This is a genomic window from Achromobacter mucicolens (genome assembly GCF_029866465.1).
Lineage (GTDB): Bacteria > Pseudomonadota > Gammaproteobacteria > Burkholderiales > Burkholderiaceae_B > Achromobacter > Achromobacter mucicolens.
In genome coordinates this window covers 3,126,076-3,144,368 of sequence record NZ_CP123364.1, presented here as the reverse complement: position 1 = coordinate 3,144,368, position 18,293 = coordinate 3,126,076, and the positions used below count along the sequence as shown (strand labels likewise).

The window sequence follows — 18,293 nt, the reverse complement described above, 5'->3', positions numbered from 1 at the left end:
ATGGGTAACGATCATTAACGGGCAGGATCTGTTTTTTATCTTGATCTATTCCGGCGTTGGTAGCAGATTCGCGACAACGCTTTTCACCGATAGATGCAGGAATTCGGCTTATGCTCGGTTTCTAGAGAAGTAAACCGCCCCTTGCAGGGCTGTGCAAACGTATGCTTTTTTATTGGTGACCGACCATTGATATACTTCCCGGGCTTAGTTGAGCACCAACCCACGGGAGATATCGGATGCGCTTAAAGGCCCTTGCACTTGGCTTGATGACTGTTTGCGGTACGTCGATGGCAGCACAGGACAGCACGCAAACCTTGCAACAGGCCTTGAAGCAAGTACCGCAGGTGGTGTTGAGTGCCCCTGAAGCGATACAGATATCCTTCCTTGATGTGCAGGCGTGGCGCGGCCTTGAAAAAGATGGGCCCACCGCCGATGCGATGCGCCGATTGTCCATCGCGCAGGCGATCACGCCGCTGCAATCCATGGGCTACGGTCTGGATAAATGGTCCGACAGCGCGCATATCCCTCTCAATGATTTGTCCTATTTTGCAGGCTTCGGCCAGTCGCCCGGCAATGTCACCTACTGGGGTGTCAAGGACAAGCAGGCGGCGGACAAGTTTGCCGATCGTCTGAAGCAGGCGGACTTCAAGCCCGTGGACGGCGATGTGGCCGGATTGATGGCAAACGGCGAGCCCAATAAACCCGATCTGACCAAAGCCACGGGGCAGCAGCCTTGGCGGGGCACGATGGGTATGCCGACGTTTGTCTTGCCACTCGATACGGCATTGGTGCAGGCAGCGGCGCCCTCGGGCATGAAGGCGTTGTCTCAGCCCAAGCCTTCCGTTGCGGACAGCGAGATCGTTGCGGCTTCCATTGCGGGGCTGAAGGGGGCAGTGCCTACGGATGGCGGGCGGATCGTGCAGGCGGCTGTCATCTCGCCGGTCTTTGGCTTGCAAGGGGTGGATCCGGCAAAGGTGTTGATGTCATCGCCGGCCGACCTGGAGAGTGCGAAGCAGAAGCTTCAAGCAGCTGCGGCATCCAGCAACGAAGGCATTCCGCCTTACTTTGGCGGCATCATTGCGGACGTGCAGGTCAAGGATGTGCCTGCGGTGGTGCTTTCGCTGTCCTACTCGGATTGCGGCGTTGCGCAGCAGGCAGTCGATGGGGTTGCCGCGGCCTGGAAAAAAGCCATGGCGGCGACGGTGCAAGCCGATGTGAAGGGGCACACCGTTCAGGCGGGCAAGCTGTGCGCGGCCGTGGTCAGCCTGACGGCGCCGAAGGCGGAGAACGCGGGCAACCCAATTCTGAGCCAGATCATGAACCGGTACATGCAGCGCGACCCGTCGGTGCTGCAGATCGGTATGGCGCGCTAAATCCAACCAAGCCGGCAGACGCCGGTTTTTTTACGCCTCGACGTTTATTCGGTGGCGCAAATCCTCGAGGCAGCGCGGCTCGCGTGGCCTCGCAGTGATCTGTCATATGGTTGCGATAGTTAGCGGTTCAGTCATGCCAGGATAATCGCCAAGCGCCCGCAGCCTGACGGGTTGCCATTTAAACCGTTTTCAAAGCGTTCATGACCAACTATCCGCAACTCTTCAGTCTTCAAGGAAAAATCGCTGTCCTCCTGGGCGCCGCTTCCGGCATCGGTCAGGCGTCGGCGCACGCGCTGGGCGCGATGGGCGCCTATGTGATGTGCGCGGACCGCGACGAACTTGGCGTGCAAGCCACTGCGCAGCAGATCATCGACGGCGGCGGCGCGGCCGGCTGGATGCAGGCCGATGCGGCCAGCGGCGAGTCCATCGCGCAGTTGGCCGCCAGGGTTTTAACCGAGCAAAAAAGGATCGACATCGCGGTGTCCACACCAGCGCTGAACATCCGCAAGCTCATCGTCGATTACACGGAAGACGAGTTCAACCAGGTGGTGAACCTGAATCTTCGCGGCGCGTTTCACTTCATGCGCCACTTCGGACGGCCGATGATGAAGCAGGGCGCGGGCAGCATGATCCTGTGTTCGTCGATGCGTGCCGTGACGATCGAGCCCGGATTGGGCATTTACGCCGCCACCAAGGCGGGCATCGAGCAGATGGTCAAGGCGTTTGCGGCGGAGGTCGGCCCCTACGGCGTGCGCGTCAATGCGGTGATGCCCAGCATCATCGAGACCCGTCTGACCGAGCCGCTGAAGGAACGTCCCGACATCTACAACACATACGCCGGCCATACGGTGCTGAACCGCTGGGGTCAGCCCTCCGAGGTGGGCGCGGCGGTGGCGTTTCTGGCGTCGGATGCCGCGAGCTATATCTCGGGCAGCAGCCTGGCGGTGGATGCAGGGTGGACGGCAATTGACGGGCCGCCCACGGGGCTGACGCAGACGCGGCCATCTGAATGAACGCGATGGCGCGCGGCGGCGAGCCTGCTTACCCCTGACGGCCCATGATGCTAAGGGCCACAGCTTCGGCGATCTTGATCCCGTCCACCCCCGCCGACAGAATCCCGCCCGCGTAACCTGCGCCTTCACCGGCCGGGAACAACCCCTGCGTGTTGATGCTCTGCAGCGTGTCGTTATCGCGCTTGATGCGGATAGGCGAAGACGTGCGGGTTTCGACGCCGGTCAGTACGGCGTCGGGCATGTTGAAGCCCTTGATGGTCTTGTCGAACGCAGGCAGGGCCTCGCGGATCGCGGTGATGGCAAAGTCGGGCAGGGCGGTGGCCAGGTCGGTCAGGTGCACGCCGGGCGTGTACGAGGGCTTGACGGCGCCGAACTCGGTGGATGCCTTGCCGGCGAGAAAGTCGCCCACCAGCTGCCCCGGCGCGCTGTAGTCGCGGCCGCCCAGCTCAAACGCCTGCGATTCCCACTTGCGCTGAAAGTCGACGCCAGCCAGCACGTGCTCCGGATAGTCGACTTCCGGCGAAATCCCCACGACGATGCCGGCGTTGGCATTGCGTTCGTTGCGCGAATACTGACTCATGCCGTTGGTGACGACGCGGTTCGGTTCGGACGTGGCCGCGACGACGGTGCCGCCGGGGCACATGCAAAAGCTGTAGACGGAGCGGCCGTTGCTGGCGTGATGCACCAGCTTGTAGTCGGCGGCGCCCAGGATCGGGTGGCCGGCGTTGGGGCCGAAGCGCGCGCGGTCGATGAGCGATTGCGGGTGTTCGATCCGAAAGCCGATGGAGAAGGGCTTGGCTTCCATGAAGACGCCCTGGTCCAGCAGCATCTGGAAGGTGTCGCGGGCACTGTGGCCGATAGCCAGGACGACGTGGTCGGCTTCGATGTGTTCGCCGTTTGCCAACGTGACGCCGGTGACCTTGCCGTTCTCGCGGTGCAGGGTTTCAACCCGGCTGGAGAAGCGGACTTCGCCGCCCAGCTTGGTGATGGTGTCGCGCATGACTTCGACCATGCCGACCAGGCGGAACGTACCGATGTGGGGTTTGCTGACGTAAAGGATTTCTTCAGGCGCGCCGGCCAGGACGAATTCCTTCAGGACCTTTTCGCCGTAGTGCTTGGGGTCCTTGATCTGGCTGTACAACTTGCCGTCCGAGAACGTGCCCGCGCCGCCTTCGCCGAATTGAACGTTGGAATCGGGATTCAGGATGCGCTTGCGCCACAGGCCCCAGGTGTCCTTGGTGCGTTCGCGCACGGCCTTGCCGCGTTCCAGGATGATGGGCTTGAAGCCCATCTGCGCCAGGACCAGGCCGGCGAAGAGACCACAGGGGCCGGTGCCGATGACGATGGGGCGCTTGGCGAGTGTGGCGGGGGCTTGAGCGACGAATTTGTATTCGGTGTCCGGAGACGGCTTGACGTTGCGGTCGTCGTGAAAGCGCTCGAGGATTGCGGCTTCGTTGGCCACGTCCACATCCAGCGCATAGATGAGCAGGATGTTGTGCTTCTTGCGCGCGTCGTAGCTGCGCAGGAAGATGGTGAAGCCGTTCAGGTCGCTGGCCGGGATGCCCAGTTTCTTGAGGATTGCCGCGGGCAGTTCCTCGGGCGTGTGGTTCAACGGCAGCTTGATTTCAGACAGACGCAACATGCTTGGGGTCCAGACAGATGGGCGATCACAACGTCGCCAAACGCGGATTGTACTGGACGGCCGACGACGGTTTTTGTTCACCTTGCTGTCAGAAATCAATGCATTTTCGATGTTCTTACGTTGTCCTTAATGCAAAAGACTTTTCCACGTCAAGAAATTCCATCTGATACGGTCGAACGAGCGGATCAGAAGCGCATAATGCCGACACCTGCTCTTACGTCCCTTTTCAAAGAGCAGTCTTGATCTTGAGCAAGAAAAGAGCGTGTTGTCACTAGCTCGGGCAGTTCGTGTTTCCAGGTTGCATGTTCGGTAGCGCGCTAGGACAACTTGGAATATTCACGGAGATGTCCATGACTGATGACGCACAACCGCGCCGGCGGTTTCTGCAGGCGATGGCCATTGTGCCAGCGTCGACGCTGGCGGTCGGCGGCCTGACCGTCGGCTGTACCAACGCCGCCGACGGCGATGCCGCAAAGACGGCCAAGCCGTACGAGCCCACCTATTTCACCAAGGCCGAATGGGCCTTCATCGTTGCCGCGGTGGATCATCTGATTCCCGCCGACGAATACGGTCCTGGCGCCATCGCGGCGGGCGTGCCCGAGTTCATCGATCGTCAGATGGATACGCCCTTTGGCCACGGCAAGCTGTGGTACATGGACGGGCCGTTCCACACCGATCAGGCGCCGGAACTGGGCTATCAGCTCGACCAGAATCCCCGCCAGGTCTATCGCAACGGCATCAAGGCCTGTGACGCCTTCTGCGTGAAGACGCACGGCAAGGCGTATGCCGAGCTGGACAAGGCCTTGCAGGAGCAGATCCTGAAGGACCTGCAGGCCGGCAAGATCGCGTTCGAGTCCGTGCCGTCCAAGACGTTCTTCAGCTTCCTGCTTGCCAACACGAAGGAAGGCTTTTTCGCCGACCCGATCTATGGCGGCAACAAGGGCATGGTGGGCTGGAAGATGGTGGGCTTTCCCGGCGCGCGCGCCGACTTCATGGACTGGGCGGATCAGCCCAACGTCAAGTATCCCTATGGCCCCGTGTCGATCTCTGGGGAGAAGGGTTAAATCATGGCGATCAAGAAAGACAAAGTTGATGCGGTATTGGTCGGGTTCGGCTGGACGGGCGCCATTCTGGGCCAGGAGCTGACCGAAGCGGGCCTGCAGGTGCTGGCGCTGGAGCGCGGCGGCATGCAGGACACGCCCAAGGACGCCGAGTACCCCAAGGTGATCGACGAGCTGAAGTATTCGGTGCGCGGTTATCTGTTCCAGGACCTGTCCAAGGAAACCGTGACGATCCGCCATGGCGTGGATGACGTGGCCGTGCCGTACCGCCAGAACGGTTCGTTTCTGTTGGGGACGGGCGTGGGCGGCGCGGGCTTTCACTGGAACGGCATGCACTACCGCGTGCTGCCCGAAGAGCTGGAACTGCGCACCCGCTACGAAACGCGCTACGGCAAGAAGTTCATTCCGGAAGGCATGACGATCCAGGACTTCGGCGTGACCTACGACGAACTGGAACCGTACTTCTCGAAGTTCGAATACGTCTGCGGCACGTCGGGCAAGGCCGGCAACCTGAACGGCAAGATCGTCGAAGGCGGCAACCCGCTGGAAGGCAAGCGCAGCAAGGAATTCCCGCTGCCGCCGCTGGCCACGACCTACGGCGCGTCGCTGTTCGAGAAGGCCGCGCGCGAAGTCGGCTTCAACCCGTATCCCACGCCCGCGGCCAACGCCTCGGGTCCGTACACCAACCCGTACGGCGTGCGCCTGGGCCCCTGCAATTTCTGTGGCTTCTGCGAGAACTACGGCTGCTACATGTATTCGAAGGCCTCGCCGCAGACCACCATTTTGCCGGTGCTGCTGAAGAAGCCCAATTTCGAGCTGCGCACGCGTTCGCAGGTCATCAAGGTCAATCTGGATTCGACCGGCAAGAAGGCCGTGGGCGTAACGTACATCGACGCGGACGGCAACGAGATCGATCAGCCCGCGGATCTGGTGATCCTGTCGGCCTACCAGATGCACAACGTGCGCCTGTTGCTGCTGTCGGGCATCGGCAAGCCGTATGACCCGAAGACCAACGAAGGCGTGGTCGGCAAGAACTACGCGTACCAGATGAACGGCGCGGTCAACGTGCTGTTGCCCAAGGGTACCCAGCTCAACCCCTTCGTCGGCACCGGCGCGGGCGGCGTGGGCATGGACGACTTGAACGGCGACCAGTTCGACCACGGTCCGCTGGGCTTTTTGGGCGGCGCCAGCATCCGCCACGTGCGCTACGGCGGCCGTCCCATCAAGCAGACGCCGACGACGCCGGGCACTCCGACGTGGGGCACGGCCTGGAAGGCGGGCGTTCAGGACGCCTATCAGCGCTTCATGACGATCGGGATTTCCGGTTCGGTGATGTCGTACCGCGACGCCTACCTGTCGCTGGATCCGACGTACAAGGACGCCTATGGTCAGCCGCTCTTGCGCATGACGTTCGACTGGCATGACAACGAGTTCGACATGCTGGGCTACATGGGCAAGCGCATGGAGACCGTGGCCAAGGCCATGAATCCTGAAAAGCACTTCGTCGCCGTGCGCAAGAAGGGCGCCCGTTACGACACGCGCGTCTACCAGAGCACGCACAACACGGGCGGCGCCATCATGGGCTCCAATCCCAAGGAAAGCGTGGTCAACAAGTACCTGCAAAGCTGGGACGTGCCGAACGTGTTCGTGATGGGCGCCTGTGTGTTCCCGCAGAACATGGGCTACAACCCGACCGGTCTGGTCGGCGCGCTGGCCTACTGGGCGGCGCAGGCGATCCGCGAGCAGTACCTGAAGAACCCCGGCCCGCTGGTCCAGGCTTAAGGAGACGGAACAATGATCAAGCACACCATTGTTGCGGCCTTCTCGGCCCTCGTTGCCAGCGCCGCGTTCGCGGCCGACGGCACGCCGGCGTCCAGCGACGCGCAGATGATCAAGCAGGGCGAATATTTGTCGCGCGCCGGCGACTGTATCGCCTGCCACACGGCCAAGGGCGGCAAGCCCTTTGCCGGCGGCCTGGGCATCGATTCGCCGCTGGGCATGATCTATTCGACGAACATCACGCCGGACAAGGAAACGGGCATCGGCAATTATTCGTACGAGGACTTCGACCGGGCCGTGCGCCACGGCGTGGCCAAGGACGGACATTCGCTGTACCCGGCCATGCCTTACACCGCGTACGCCAACGTCACGCCCGAGGATGTGAAGGCCCTGTACGCCTACTTCATGCACGGCGTGGAACCGGTGAAACAGGAGAACAAGGACACCGACATTGTTTGGCCGATGTCCATGCGCTGGCCGCTGACGGTGTGGCGCTGGATGTTCGCGCCTGACGTTGCGACGGCGCCTGTCACGGTGAACACGAGCGGCGCGGACAAGCAGGCGCTGCTGCGCGGCCAGTATCTCGTCGAGGGCCTGGGCCATTGCAGCACCTGCCACACGCCGCGCGGCGTGGCCTTGCAGGAAAAGGCGCTGACCGACGCGGACGGCTCGGCCTTCCTGTCGGGCGGCGTGGTGGAAGGCTGGTTGGCCAAGAACCTGCGCGGCGACGCGACCGACGGCCTGGGCAGCTGGAGCAAGGAGGATATTGCGACCTTCCTGAAGTCGGGCCGCAACGGCCATTCGGCGGCGTTTGGCGGCATGGCCCAGGTGGTGGAGGACAGCACCCAGCACCTGACCGATGACGACCTGAACGCCATCGCGGTGTACCTGAAGAGCCTGCCACCCGTGAACAAGGACGCGACCAAGCCGCTGGCCTATGACGAAACCGTGGCGCAAGCGCTGCGGTCCGGCAAGGACAAGAGCGACGGCGCGATGGCCTTCCTGAACAACTGCGCGGCCTGCCATCGCAGCACGGGCAAGGGCTATACCGAAACGTTCCCGCAACTGGCATTGAGCTCGACGGTCAACTCGGCCGATCCGGCCTCGCTGATCCACATCGTGCTCAAGGGCGCGCAGATGCCGGGCACGGCCTCGGCGCCCACCGCGTACGCGATGCCGGGCTTCGACTGGCGCATGACCGACAAGGAAGTTGCCGATGTCGTGAGCTTCGTGCGGTCGAGCTGGGGCAACAAGGGCGCGGCGGTCAGCGCGTCCGACGTGGCCAAGGTCCGCAAGGACATCGGCGCGGCGCCGCAACCGGTGCGCGCGCAGTGATGTGACGATGTCGTGATTGTCTGTCCCGCCTTGTGATGGGCGGGACGCAAACGGCGCTGGAGAGCACAGGCTTTCCGGCGCCGTTTTTCATGCGTGAGTTGATGAGCCGCCGACCTGCCGAGTTTTCCCTGCGCGAAAGGCGGTGCGGGCAGTTCGGGACGGGCGGCGGGTTGCCGGGCGGCCCCGGGCCTGCGGTTCAGCGACGACTGCCGGCCTGCTATGATTACTGGATAAATAAACAGTCCAGCCGGCCGCCGCCGATGTTGCCCCCGCACCGTTACTACTATCTGCACAATTTCCAGCGCGCGCTGGCGTGGGTCTCGGACCGTTACGCCGATCTGCTGGACGAGGAAGATTGCCGCTTTCTGGCGGACTTCGCGGCGTTGCCTCAGGCGTCGCAGGCGTTGATGGTGCGCATGCTGATGCGGCGCGGACCATGGTTTCGCGCCAGCCGGCTGGTGTACGAAGAGATTCCGGCCGTCGAGGCAGCCGCCCGGCCGCTCGAAACGTTGGGGTGGCTGGATGCGCGGGCACCCATGTCCCTGGATGAACTGTTCGCGCTGTTGACCAAGCCCGAACTGTGCCGCGTGTTCGCCTCGCACGCGGCGGCCAGGCCGGGCGTGCGCAAGGCCGACATGCTTGAATCGCTGCGCGCCGATCTGACGCAAGCCCGGCCATTCTGCGAGTGGGCGCCGCAATCCGCCGAAGCCGTCTGGCGTGTGCTGGTGGCGGACCGTTGCGAACGCCTGCGCCTCATGTTCTTCGGCAATCTGCATCAGGATTGGTCGGAGTTCGTGCTGGCGGACCTGGGCGTGTTCCAGTACGAGACCGTGCCGTTCGATGCGGCGTCGCGGGCCTTTCAGACGCGGGCGGACGTGGATTGCTATCTGGCGCTGCACGCCTGCCGCCAGGCGCTGGACGAGGGGGCGGCGGTGGACGATCTGTTGCAGGCGGCGCAGGCGTGCATCAGCGGCAACGCATGGCTGGAAAAGCGCCGCGCCAAGGTGTTGCTGCGCATTGGACAAGCCTGCGAACGCGCTCAGGACTGGGAAGCCGCTCAGCGCGTGTACGCGGCCTGCGGCTATCCCGGCGCGCGGCATCGGCGCATCCGCGTGTACGAAAGGATGCAGCGCTTCGAAGACGCCATGGCATTGGCCCAGCAAGCCGCCAGCGCGCCCGAAAGCGAGGAAGAAAGCCAGCGCGTGGCACGCATGATGCCGCGGTTGCGGCGCGGGCTGGGGCAGGGCGCGGCGGCACGCGCCGCGGCCCCCATCCTGCCGCGGACGGAGCTGGCGCTGGCCCGCCCGGCGCAACCGTCCGCGGTCGAATACGTGACGCGCGATCACCTGCATCACGACGACGCGCCGGTGCACTATGTCGAGAACGCGCTGATCAATTCGCTGTTCGGATTGCTGTGCTGGCCGGCCGTGTTCGCACCGCTGCCGGGCGCGTTCTTTCACCCGTTCCAACGCGGTCCGGCGGATCTGGACGCGCCGGACTTTCATGCCCGGCGTCAGGCGCAGTTCGAGGCCTGCCTGGCCCTCCTTGATACGCCGGCTTACCGGGACGTGATTCTGCAGCGTTATGCGGATAAGGCCGGCCTGCAGTCGCCGTTCGTGTTTTGGGGCGCCTTGTCAGATACGCTGCTGGCGCAGGCGCTGGATTGCGTGCCGGCCGCGCACCTGAAGCTTTTCTTCACGCGGCTGCTGCGCGACGTGAAGGGCAACCGGACCGGTCTGCCGGACCTGGTGCGCTTCTGGCCCGCCGAGCGCCGCTATGAACTGATCGAGGTGAAGGGGCCGGGCGATAAGCTGCAGGACAACCAGATCCGCTGGCTGCAATATTGCGTCGCGCACGGCATGCCGGTGCGCGTGTGCCACGTGAGCTGGTTGCAGGAGGCCGCATGAGCTATGCGGTGGCGGTGCGGGCATTGTGCGAATTCACGGCGCGGGCGGGGAATCTGGACTTGCGTTTCACGCCCGCGCCCAGCGGCCTGGAAGGCATGGCTGGCCATGCGGCCGTGACAGGGCGCCGTGGGCCGGACTACGAAACCGAAGTGTCGCTGTCGGGCGTGTTCGGTGACCTGCTGGTGCGCGGGCGTGCTGATGGCTACGACCCTGCCGCCAACCAGCTCGAAGAGATCAAGACCTACCGCGGGCAGTTCGACAGCGTGCGCGAAAACCACCGCGTGGTGCATTGGGCGCAGGCAAAGGTGTACGGCCATCTGCTGTGTCAGGCGCGTGGCCTGGCCGACGTGCGGGTGGCGCTGGTGTACTACAACGTGGCGACCGAGGAAGAGACCGTGCTGGTGGAGACCCACCAGGCGGCCGACCTGGCCGCGTTCTTCCAGCTGCAATGCGAGCGTTTTCTGGCGTGGGCCAAGACCGAACTCGCGCACCGGCAGGCGCGTGACGCCGCGCTGGAGACGTTGTCGTTTCCGCATGGCGAGTTCCGCGCCGGGCAGCGCGATCTGGCGGTGGCCGTGTACCGCACTGCGCGCGATGGGCGCTGCCTGATGGCGCAGGCGCCCACGGGCATCGGCAAGACGCTGGGCACGATCTTTCCGCTGCTCAAGGCCAGTCCGGGCACGGGCCTGGACAAGGTGTTCTTCCTGGCGGCAAAGGGGTCGGGCCGGGGGCTGGCGGTCGAGGCGCTGGAAACCATCAATGCGCAACCCGCCAAGCCTGGCTTGCGCATTCTGGATCTGCAAGCGCGCGATAAAAGCTGCGTACATCCGGATCTGGCTTGCCATGGCGATTCCTGCCCGCTGGCGCGCGGCTTCTACGACCGCCTGCCGCAGGCCCGCGCCGCGGCGCTTGAATACACGCGGCTGGACGCGCCCGCCGTGCGCGCCACCGCGCTTGCGCACGACGTGTGTCCCTACTACCTGTCGCAGGAGCTGATCCGCTGGAGCGACGTGGTGGTGGGCGACTACAACTACTACTACGACGCCACGGCCATGCTGCATGCGCTGACGCAGGCGCATCAATGGAAGGTGGCCGTGCTGGTCGACGAGGCCCATAACCTGGTGGATCGTGCGCGGCGCATGTACACCGGCGAACTCGACCAGAGCCGGTTGACCGCCGCGCGGTACGCGGCGCCCAAGGCACTGAAGAAATCGCTGGATGGACTGCACCGGTCGTGGAACGCGCTGAACAAGAAGCAGGCCGAACGCTATCAGGCCTACGATGCCGCGCCGGCCGGCGTGCTGACGGCGGTGCAGAAGGCGGTGGCCGCCATTACCGAATTCATCGGCCAGACGCCGCTGCCGCAGGACGACCCCTTGCTGGGGTTTTATTTCGAGGCGCTGCATTTCATGCGGTTGGCCGAGCAGTTCGGCTCGCACGCGCTGTTCGATGTGACGCTTGGCGACGCCGGCGTCAGCAGCGCCAAGACTCCGCCTTCGACGCTGTGCGTGCGCAATGTGATTCCCGCGCCGTATCTGGCCGCCCGGCATGCCGCGGCCCACGCGACGGTGCTGTTCTCCGGCACGCTGAGTCCGCAGCAGTTCTACCGGGACACGCTGGGCTTGCCCAAGGACACCCCGTGGATGGATGTGGCCGCGCCGTTCAAGGCCAACCAGCTGGCGGTGCGGGTCGTGGGCAACGTGTCCACGCGCTTTCGCGATCGCGAACGTTCGCTGGCGCCCATCGCGGACCTGATCGCGCGCCAGTACGCCGAGCGGCCGGGCAATTACCTGGGCTTTCTGAGCAGCTTCGACTATCTGAAACGCGTGGCCGACCTGATGCGGGAGCGCCATCCGCAGGTGCCGATCTGGTTGCAGACGCCGGGCATGGACGAGCCGGGGCGGGCGGCCTTCCTGGCGCGGTTCACCGAAACGGGGCAGGGGGTGGGGTTTGCGGTGCTGGGCGGCGCGTTCTCGGAAGGCGTGGACCTGCCGGGCAAGCGGCTGATCGGCGCCTTCATTGCGACGCTGGGCCTGCCGCAGGTCAATCCGGTGAACGAGAACATGAAGCGCGCCATGGACATGCGCTATGGCGAGGAGAACGGGTACGACTACACGTACCTGTACCCGGGCATGCAGAAGGTGGTGCAGGCGGCCGGCCGGGTGATCCGGACCGAACACGATGAGGGCACGGTGCACCTCATCGATGACCGCTATCGGCGCGCCAAGGTGCGCGGGCTGTTGCCGGGGTGGTGGCGGGTGGACTGACCTTGCAAGGCGTCAGGCGGGCCGCAGTTCGGTCAGCGGCTGGTTGGGGTCGCGAGACAACTGGTAGCCGTACCACAGGCTGCGGGCCATGCGCCTGGCCATTTCCTGTGCGGCGTCGGCCAGGGCGCGATTGGGCAGGGCGTCGGTGGTTTCGCCAAAAAGGACCAGCCAGCGTTCGAAGAGTTCGGCCTTCAGGTTGGGCATGGCCGCGTGCTTGGGCATGGGCATGCCCGTGAAGCGCCGGGTGCCCAGAATCACGGCGGACCAGAAATCCGAGAGTGTGGACAGGTGTTCGTCCCAGTCGTGGACCATGCCATTGAAGATGGGGCCCAGGGCTTCGTCGGCGCGCGCCTTGCCGTAAAAGGTGTGGACCATGTCCTGGATTTCGGCTTCGGTGCAGATGTCGTCGGGGGCGCTAGTGGTCAAGAGGATCTCCGGGCGGGATGGCAGGAGGCGATGTTAGGACGGGGGGCGAATCGCTTGGTTTGACCTGGCGCAATTGTCAGCAGGGTTGCTTGAGCCAATCGTTAAGACTCGCCTGGCGGAAATTGCCAGGATGGAGCCGTGCGGGCTGGCACCTTGGCGGCGTCCGCCGCGCCTGACATCCGGCGCTTTTCCCAGGCGCGGCGCCGCCGATTTGCGTAGTATTGTCGCGATGCGCGCGGCCGGCCGCCGCGCTGCGCCCCATGACAACATGCGCGCCCGGCGGATCCGTGGCGCGCGCCCAGGAGACGAAAAGCCATGCCGACTTCCGCCCCGCTCAATGACATCGTGGCCATGCCCGCGCATGCGCTGTCGGACGCCATCCGTGGCCGCCGGGTGTCCTGCCGCGAAGTGATGCAGGCGTATTTGGCGCATATCGACCAGGTCAATCCCAAGCTGAACGCCATCGTCGCGCGCCGCGACAGCGACGAGCTGCTGCGCGAAGCCGATGCGCGTGATGCGCAGCTGGCGGCGGGGCAGTGGCAGGGGTGGCTGCATGGCATGCCGCAGGCGCCCAAGGACCTGACCGCCGTGCGCGGCATGGTCACGTCGATGGGCTCGCTGGTCTACAAGGACACGGTGACGCAGCATGACTCCATCCTGGTCGAGCGCATGCGCGCCGCCGGCGCGATCTTCATCGGCCGCAGCAATGTGCCGGAGTTCGGTCTGGGCTCGCACACCTACAACCGCGTGTATGGCGCCACCGGCAATCCCTACGACGCCACCAAGACGGCGGGCGGCAGCAGCGGCGGGGCGGCGGCGGCACTGGCCGCGCGCATGCTGCCTGTGGCGGACGGCAGCGACTTTGGCGGTTCGCTGCGCAACCCGGCGGCCTTTTGCAACGTGTACGGCATGCGCCCCTCGGCCGGCCGCGTGCCGTCCGGCCCGTCGCCCGAAGTCTTTCTCAAGCAACTGTCCTACGAAGGCCCCATGGGCCGCACGCCGCGCGACGTGGCCCTGCTGCTGTCGGTGATCGCCGGCCACGACAAGCGCGCGCCGCTGTCGCTGACGGACGATCCGGCTCTGTACGCGCAGCCGCTGGACGTGGACCTTGCCGGCAAGCGGGTGGGCTGGCTGGGCGATCGGGACGGCTACCTGGCGATGGAGCCGGGCATCCTGGACCTGTGCGAGCAGGCGCTGAAGGATCTGGAGACGGCCGGCTGCCAGGTCGACGCCTACCGGGTGCCGTTCGCGGGCGACCGCCTGTGGCGCATCTGGCTGGCGCACCGTCACCTGATGGTGGGCGGGCAGTTCCACGACCTGGTCCACAATCCCGACACGCGAAAGCTGGTCAAGCCCGCGCTGATCTGGGAGGTCGAAGGGCTGGAAGGCATGACGGCCCGGCAGGTCTATCAGGCCACGGAAGAGCGCAGTGCGTGGTATCAGGCCGTGCTGCGCATGTTTGAAGACGTGGACTTTTTGGCGGTGCCGTCCGCGCAGGTGTTCCCGTTCGACGTCAACCTGGATTGGCCCAAGGAGATCGCAGGCCGGCCCATGGATACGTATCACCGCTGGATGGAAACCGTCACGCCCTGGACGCTGGCCGGTTGCCCGGTCATCAGCGTGCCGGTGGGTTTCAATGCCGATGGGCTGCCGATGGGCATGCAGCTGATCGGTCCGCCCCGGGGCGATTTGGCTGTGCTGCAACTGGCGCACGCCTATGAAAAGGCCCGCGACTGGGTGCAGGACCGGCCGCCGGTCGCGCTGTGGCGCGCCGCTGGCTGACCGCAGATGTAACCGTTCGGACACGCGCGCGATTGATTTTATGTAAGAGACCTTTGCTTTTTTCCGACAAGGCCGCCATGTTTCGCGTTTTCCCGCGTTTTTCATGGCTGCGGCGCGGCACCTTTGTAATAATTGTCGAAATTTCCCATATTCCCGTAAAAAGCGCCGGTTGTGGCGTGGCTGGCGCGGGAATAACCCAGGGGCGTCCCGGCAGGGCGTCGACGAGTCGATTTAGGACAAAGGTCTCCCGGTATGAAGAATGTGACGCTCCGCCAAAGAATCCTGGTCAGTTTCCTGGCCATTCTGGCCATCATGACGCTGATGGTGGTGGTGGACTACCGGCGGCTCCTGCATGTCGAAGCCGAAGCCCAGATGATCAACGACGACGCCGTGCCTGGCATCTACTACAGCACGTCGATCCGGGCGTCGTGGTTCGCTGGCTTCGTCGTGGTGCAGGACGCGTTCAATGCGCCGACCGAGGCCGACCGTCGTGTCGCGCTGGAAGCCCTGCCGCGTAACGACCAGCAGCTTGACGAGCACATCGAGTTCTACCGGCGCACGATTTCCCGGCAGGACGATCAGCAGATGTTCGACGCGTTCCAGAAGGAACTGCAGGAGTACAAGCGCATTCGCGCCGATATTCTTTCGCCGGCCATGCTGGCCGAACCGGCCCGCGCTCAGGCACGCATTGTGACCGAGCTGCGCCCCTCGTTCTACCGGGGGCGCGACGTCCTGGCAAGGATGGTGAGCGAAAACAAGAAGCAGGCCGACGATGCCGCGGTCAGCATTCAGCAATCGGTGGAAGCGGCCGAAACCGGGATGCTGGTGTCGCTGGTGATGGCCATTGCCGCGTCGATCGTGTGCGGCTACCTGCTCATGCGCGCCATCGCCAATCCCATGCGCGACATCGTCAAGACGCTGGAAGCCACCGGCAGCGGCGATCTGACCCGGCGCTTGAAGCTGGCGCGCAAGGACGAATTCAACGCCATCGAAACCGGTTTCAACGGCATGGTCGACGAACTGACCGGCCTGGTGGGCAGGACGCAGCGGTCGGCCGTGCAGGTGGCCACGTCGGTGACGGAAATTGCCGCGACGTCCAAGCAGCAGCAGGCGACCGCGTCGGAAGTGGCCGCCACCACGACGGAAATCGGCGCCACCTCGCGTGAGATCTCGGCAACGTCGCGCGAACTGGTGCGCACCATGACCGAAGTCTCCAGCGCGGCCGAGCAGACCGCCACGCTGGCGGGCAGCGGCCAGGTGGGGTTGGCGCGCATGGAAGACACGATGCGCAACGTTGTCGGGGCGGCGGGTTCGGTCAACGCCAAGCTGGCGGTGCTGAATGAAAAAGCCGGCAACATCACGCAGGTGGTGACCACGATCACCAAGGTTGCGGACCAGACCAATCTGTTGTCGCTGAACGCGGCGATCGAAGCCGAGAAGGCCGGCGAGTACGGCCGCGGGTTTGTCGTGGTGGCCACCGAGATCCGCCGGCTTGCGGACCAGACGGCCGTGGCCACCTACGACATCGAGCAGATGGTGCGCGAGATCCAGTCGTCGGTGTCGGCCGGCGTGATGGGCATGGACAAGTTTTCCGAGGAAGTGCGCCGCGGCATGGCCGACATGCAGCAGGTGGGCGACCAGCTGTCGCAGATCATCCAGCAGGTGCAGACGCTGGCGCCGCGCGTGCAGATGGTCAACGAAGGCATGCAGGCCCAGGCCACCGGCGCCGAACAGATCAACCAGGCCTTGCAGCAGCTCAGCGACGCGGCCCAGCAGACAGTTGAGTCGCTGCGGCAGTCCAGCCTTGCCATCGAAGAACTGACGCTGGTGGCCAATGACCTGCGCAGTGGCGTGTCGCGTTTCAAGGTGTGATTGCGTCCATGACTGCTTCCGCCGTCCGCCCACGTGCCGCCGCGGGCCATGCCGGCCCGGCGCGCCGGCTGTACCTGCTATTCAGGATTGGCGCAGACCGCTATGCGCTGGACGCCGCGGACATCGCCGAAGTGCTGGGGCTGCGCGTCTTCAAGCAGGTGCCGGGCGCGCCGCATTGGGTCGCGGGCATGATGGCGCGCCGCGGCACGGCGGTGCCGATCATCGACATGAGCGCGCTGGCCGGTGCAGGGGCGTGCGCCGCAGTGACCAGCACGCGGCTTGCGCTGGTGCGTTACCGCGCTGGTCCCGCCAGCGCCGAGCGCCTGCTTGGACTGATCCTGGAGCAGGCCACCGAAACCGTCCACTACGACCCGGCGGCGTTTCAGCCGCATGCGCTGGACAATGCCGAGGCGCGCTACCTGGGTCCCGTTCTGTCCGACGCGCACGGCATGGTGCAAGCCGTCAGCGTGGATGACCTGTTGCCCGATTTCGTGCGGGCAATATTGTTTCCGGCTGGCGGCGAGGCTTCGATGACTGAGGCGCAGCCATGAGCCTGATCGAGGAGTTCAGCGGGCTGCTCAAGCGCCGCATTGGGCTGGACAGCGGGTCCATCGGCCAGGCGGCCGTCGAGCGCGCCGTGCGGCATCGCATGCACGCGGCCGGCGTGGACGACGAGCAGGACTACCTGATGCGCGTGCAGGCCTGGCCCGACGAGATGCAGCAGCTGATCGAAGCCGTGATCGTGCCGGAGACCTGGTTCTTCCGCTATCCGGAATCCCAAGTCGCCATGGCGACGCTGGCGCGCGAGCGCCTGTTTGCGCCGGGCTGCGAGGGCCGTGTGCTTCGCGTGTTGAGCGTGCCGTGTTCCAGCGGCGAAGAGCCGTATTCCATTGCGATGGCGCTGCTGGATGCGGGCGTGCCGGCGCATCGGTTCCAGGTGGATGCGGTGGACATCAGCGTGCGCATGGTCGAATTTGCCCAGCGCGCCGTGTACGGGCGCAATTCGTTTCGCGGGGGCGATCTGGCGTTTCGCGACCGCCATTTTTCCGAAGTGCCGGAAGGCCATCAGCTGGCGGCGCGGGTGCGTGGACAGGTCCGGTTCCAGCCCGGCAACCTGTTCGATCCAAACCTCCTGGCAGGGGCCGCGCCGTATGACTTCGTGTTCTGCCGCAACCTGCTGATCTACTTCGACATGGCTACGCAGGAACGCGCCGTGCAAGTGCTCCGCCGGTTCGCGCGCGAGGACGGCCTGCTGTTCGTGGGACCCGCCGAAACCAGTCTTCTGACGGGCCGCCGCCTGCCGGCGGTGCCGCTGGCGCGGTCCTTTGCATTTCGCGCCACGCCCGCGCCGGCGCCGGCCGGGTTGCCGACCCCCGCGCGCGCGCCGCTGACCGGCCAGCGGCCGCTCGTGCATGCCTGGACGCCGCCGCGCCGCCCGGTGGCGCAGACGCCCGCGCCCCGGCTGCCCGTGCCGCATGCCGCGATAGCCGACGCGCCGTCCGCCCAAGGCGCGGGACAGGCGGCCCAGGCATCGCTGCGCGAGATCGCCGCGCTGGCCGACCTGGGCAGGGTGCGCGACGCGATGGCGCAGTGCCAGGCGCATCTGGACATTCATGGCGCCAGCGCCGAGGCCCTGCATCTGCAGGGCTTGCTGCTGGATGCGCAAGGTCAGTCGCGGCAGGCGCAGGCCGCCTACCGCAAGGCGCTCTACCTGGATCCGAACCACCGCGAGGCGTTGCTGCATCTGGCCGCGCTGGTGGCCTCGGACGGGGATCAAGAGGGCGCCCGCCGCCTGCAGGCGCGCGCAGCGCGCGGGGAGGCGCGACGTGACTGACG

The 18,293-nt window shown here is 65.1% G+C and carries 13 protein-coding genes; 11 read left to right on the top strand and 2 right to left on the bottom strand.

Features of this window, described 5'->3' with window-relative positions; genetic code table 11:
* The first annotated feature begins 236 nt into the window (after nt 1–236).
* On the top strand, nt 237–1,373 hold the full coding sequence (locus QEP15_RS14320; RefSeq protein WP_227741243.1) for a hypothetical protein: 1,137 nt from the start codon (nt 237–239) through the stop codon (nt 1,371–1,373).
* A 200-nt stretch (nt 1,374–1,573) separates the two neighbouring features.
* Nucleotides 1,574–2,386, top strand: coding sequence for an SDR family NAD(P)-dependent oxidoreductase (locus tag QEP15_RS14315; RefSeq protein WP_280147612.1), 813 nt, complete (start codon nt 1,574–1,576; stop codon nt 2,384–2,386).
* A 28-nt stretch (nt 2,387–2,414) separates the two neighbouring features.
* On the opposite strand, the gene QEP15_RS14310 is transcribed toward QEP15_RS14315, so the two are convergent.
* Nucleotides 2,415–4,028, bottom strand: coding sequence for an NAD(P)/FAD-dependent oxidoreductase (locus QEP15_RS14310; RefSeq protein ID WP_142054900.1), 1,614 nt, complete (start codon nt 4,026–4,028; stop codon nt 2,415–2,417).
* Nucleotides 4,029–4,378: 350 nt separating this feature from the next.
* Here QEP15_RS14310 and QEP15_RS14305 point away from each other — a divergent pair, with 350 nt between their 5' ends.
* The 5 genes from QEP15_RS14305 (at nt 4,379) to QEP15_RS14285 (ending at nt 12,377) form a co-directional block, all read left to right on the top strand.
* On the top strand, nt 4,379–5,092 hold the full coding sequence (locus QEP15_RS14305) for a gluconate 2-dehydrogenase subunit 3 family protein (RefSeq protein WP_062841033.1): 714 nt from the start codon (nt 4,379–4,381) through the stop codon (nt 5,090–5,092).
* Nucleotides 5,093–5,095: 3 nt separating this feature from the next.
* Nucleotides 5,096–6,871: a GMC family oxidoreductase gene (locus tag QEP15_RS14300; RefSeq protein WP_280147611.1), complete on the top strand. Its 1,776-nt coding sequence runs from the start codon at nt 5,096–5,098 to the stop codon at nt 6,869–6,871.
* A 12-nt stretch (nt 6,872–6,883) separates the two neighbouring features.
* Nucleotides 6,884–8,203, top strand: a complete 1,320-nt coding sequence (locus QEP15_RS14295; protein ID WP_280147610.1) for a cytochrome c — start codon at nt 6,884–6,886, stop codon at nt 8,201–8,203.
* Nucleotides 8,204–8,463: 260 nt separating this feature from the next.
* Nucleotides 8,464–10,110, top strand: coding sequence for a VRR-NUC domain-containing protein (locus QEP15_RS14290; RefSeq protein ID WP_280147609.1), 1,647 nt, complete (start codon nt 8,464–8,466; stop codon nt 10,108–10,110).
* Nucleotides 10,107–12,377, top strand: a complete 2,271-nt coding sequence (locus QEP15_RS14285; RefSeq protein ID WP_280147608.1) for an ATP-dependent DNA helicase — start codon at nt 10,107–10,109, stop codon at nt 12,375–12,377. Before QEP15_RS14290 ends, QEP15_RS14285 begins: the two co-directional genes overlap by 4 nt.
* Nucleotides 12,378–12,389: 12 nt before the next feature.
* On the opposite strand, the gene QEP15_RS14280 is transcribed toward QEP15_RS14285, so the two are convergent.
* Complete coding sequence (locus tag QEP15_RS14280) at nt 12,390–12,752, bottom strand: group III truncated hemoglobin (protein WP_062841103.1); 363 nt, start codon at nt 12,750–12,752, stop codon at nt 12,390–12,392.
* A 366-nt stretch (nt 12,753–13,118) separates the two neighbouring features.
* Between QEP15_RS14280 and QEP15_RS14275 the strand changes: the two genes are divergently transcribed.
* From QEP15_RS14275 to QEP15_RS14260, 4 genes are all read left to right on the top strand, one after another.
* On the top strand, nt 13,119–14,585 hold the full coding sequence (locus QEP15_RS14275) for an amidase (RefSeq protein WP_280147607.1): 1,467 nt from the start codon (nt 13,119–13,121) through the stop codon (nt 14,583–14,585).
* A gap of 252 nt (nt 14,586–14,837) precedes the next feature.
* The gene (locus tag QEP15_RS14270; RefSeq protein WP_280147606.1) at nt 14,838–16,457 is read left to right on the top strand and encodes a methyl-accepting chemotaxis protein; all 1,620 of its coding nucleotides are present in this window, start codon (nt 14,838–14,840) and stop codon (nt 16,455–16,457) included.
* A gap of 8 nt (nt 16,458–16,465) precedes the next feature.
* Nucleotides 16,466–17,008, top strand: coding sequence for a chemotaxis protein CheW (locus QEP15_RS14265; protein WP_280147605.1), 543 nt, complete (start codon nt 16,466–16,468; stop codon nt 17,006–17,008).
* Nucleotides 17,005–18,291, top strand: coding sequence for a CheR family methyltransferase (locus QEP15_RS14260; protein WP_175155644.1), 1,287 nt, complete (start codon nt 17,005–17,007; stop codon nt 18,289–18,291). The genes QEP15_RS14265 and QEP15_RS14260 overlap by 4 nt, the downstream gene beginning before the upstream one ends.
* The last annotated feature ends 2 nt before the right edge of the window (nt 18,292–18,293 follow it).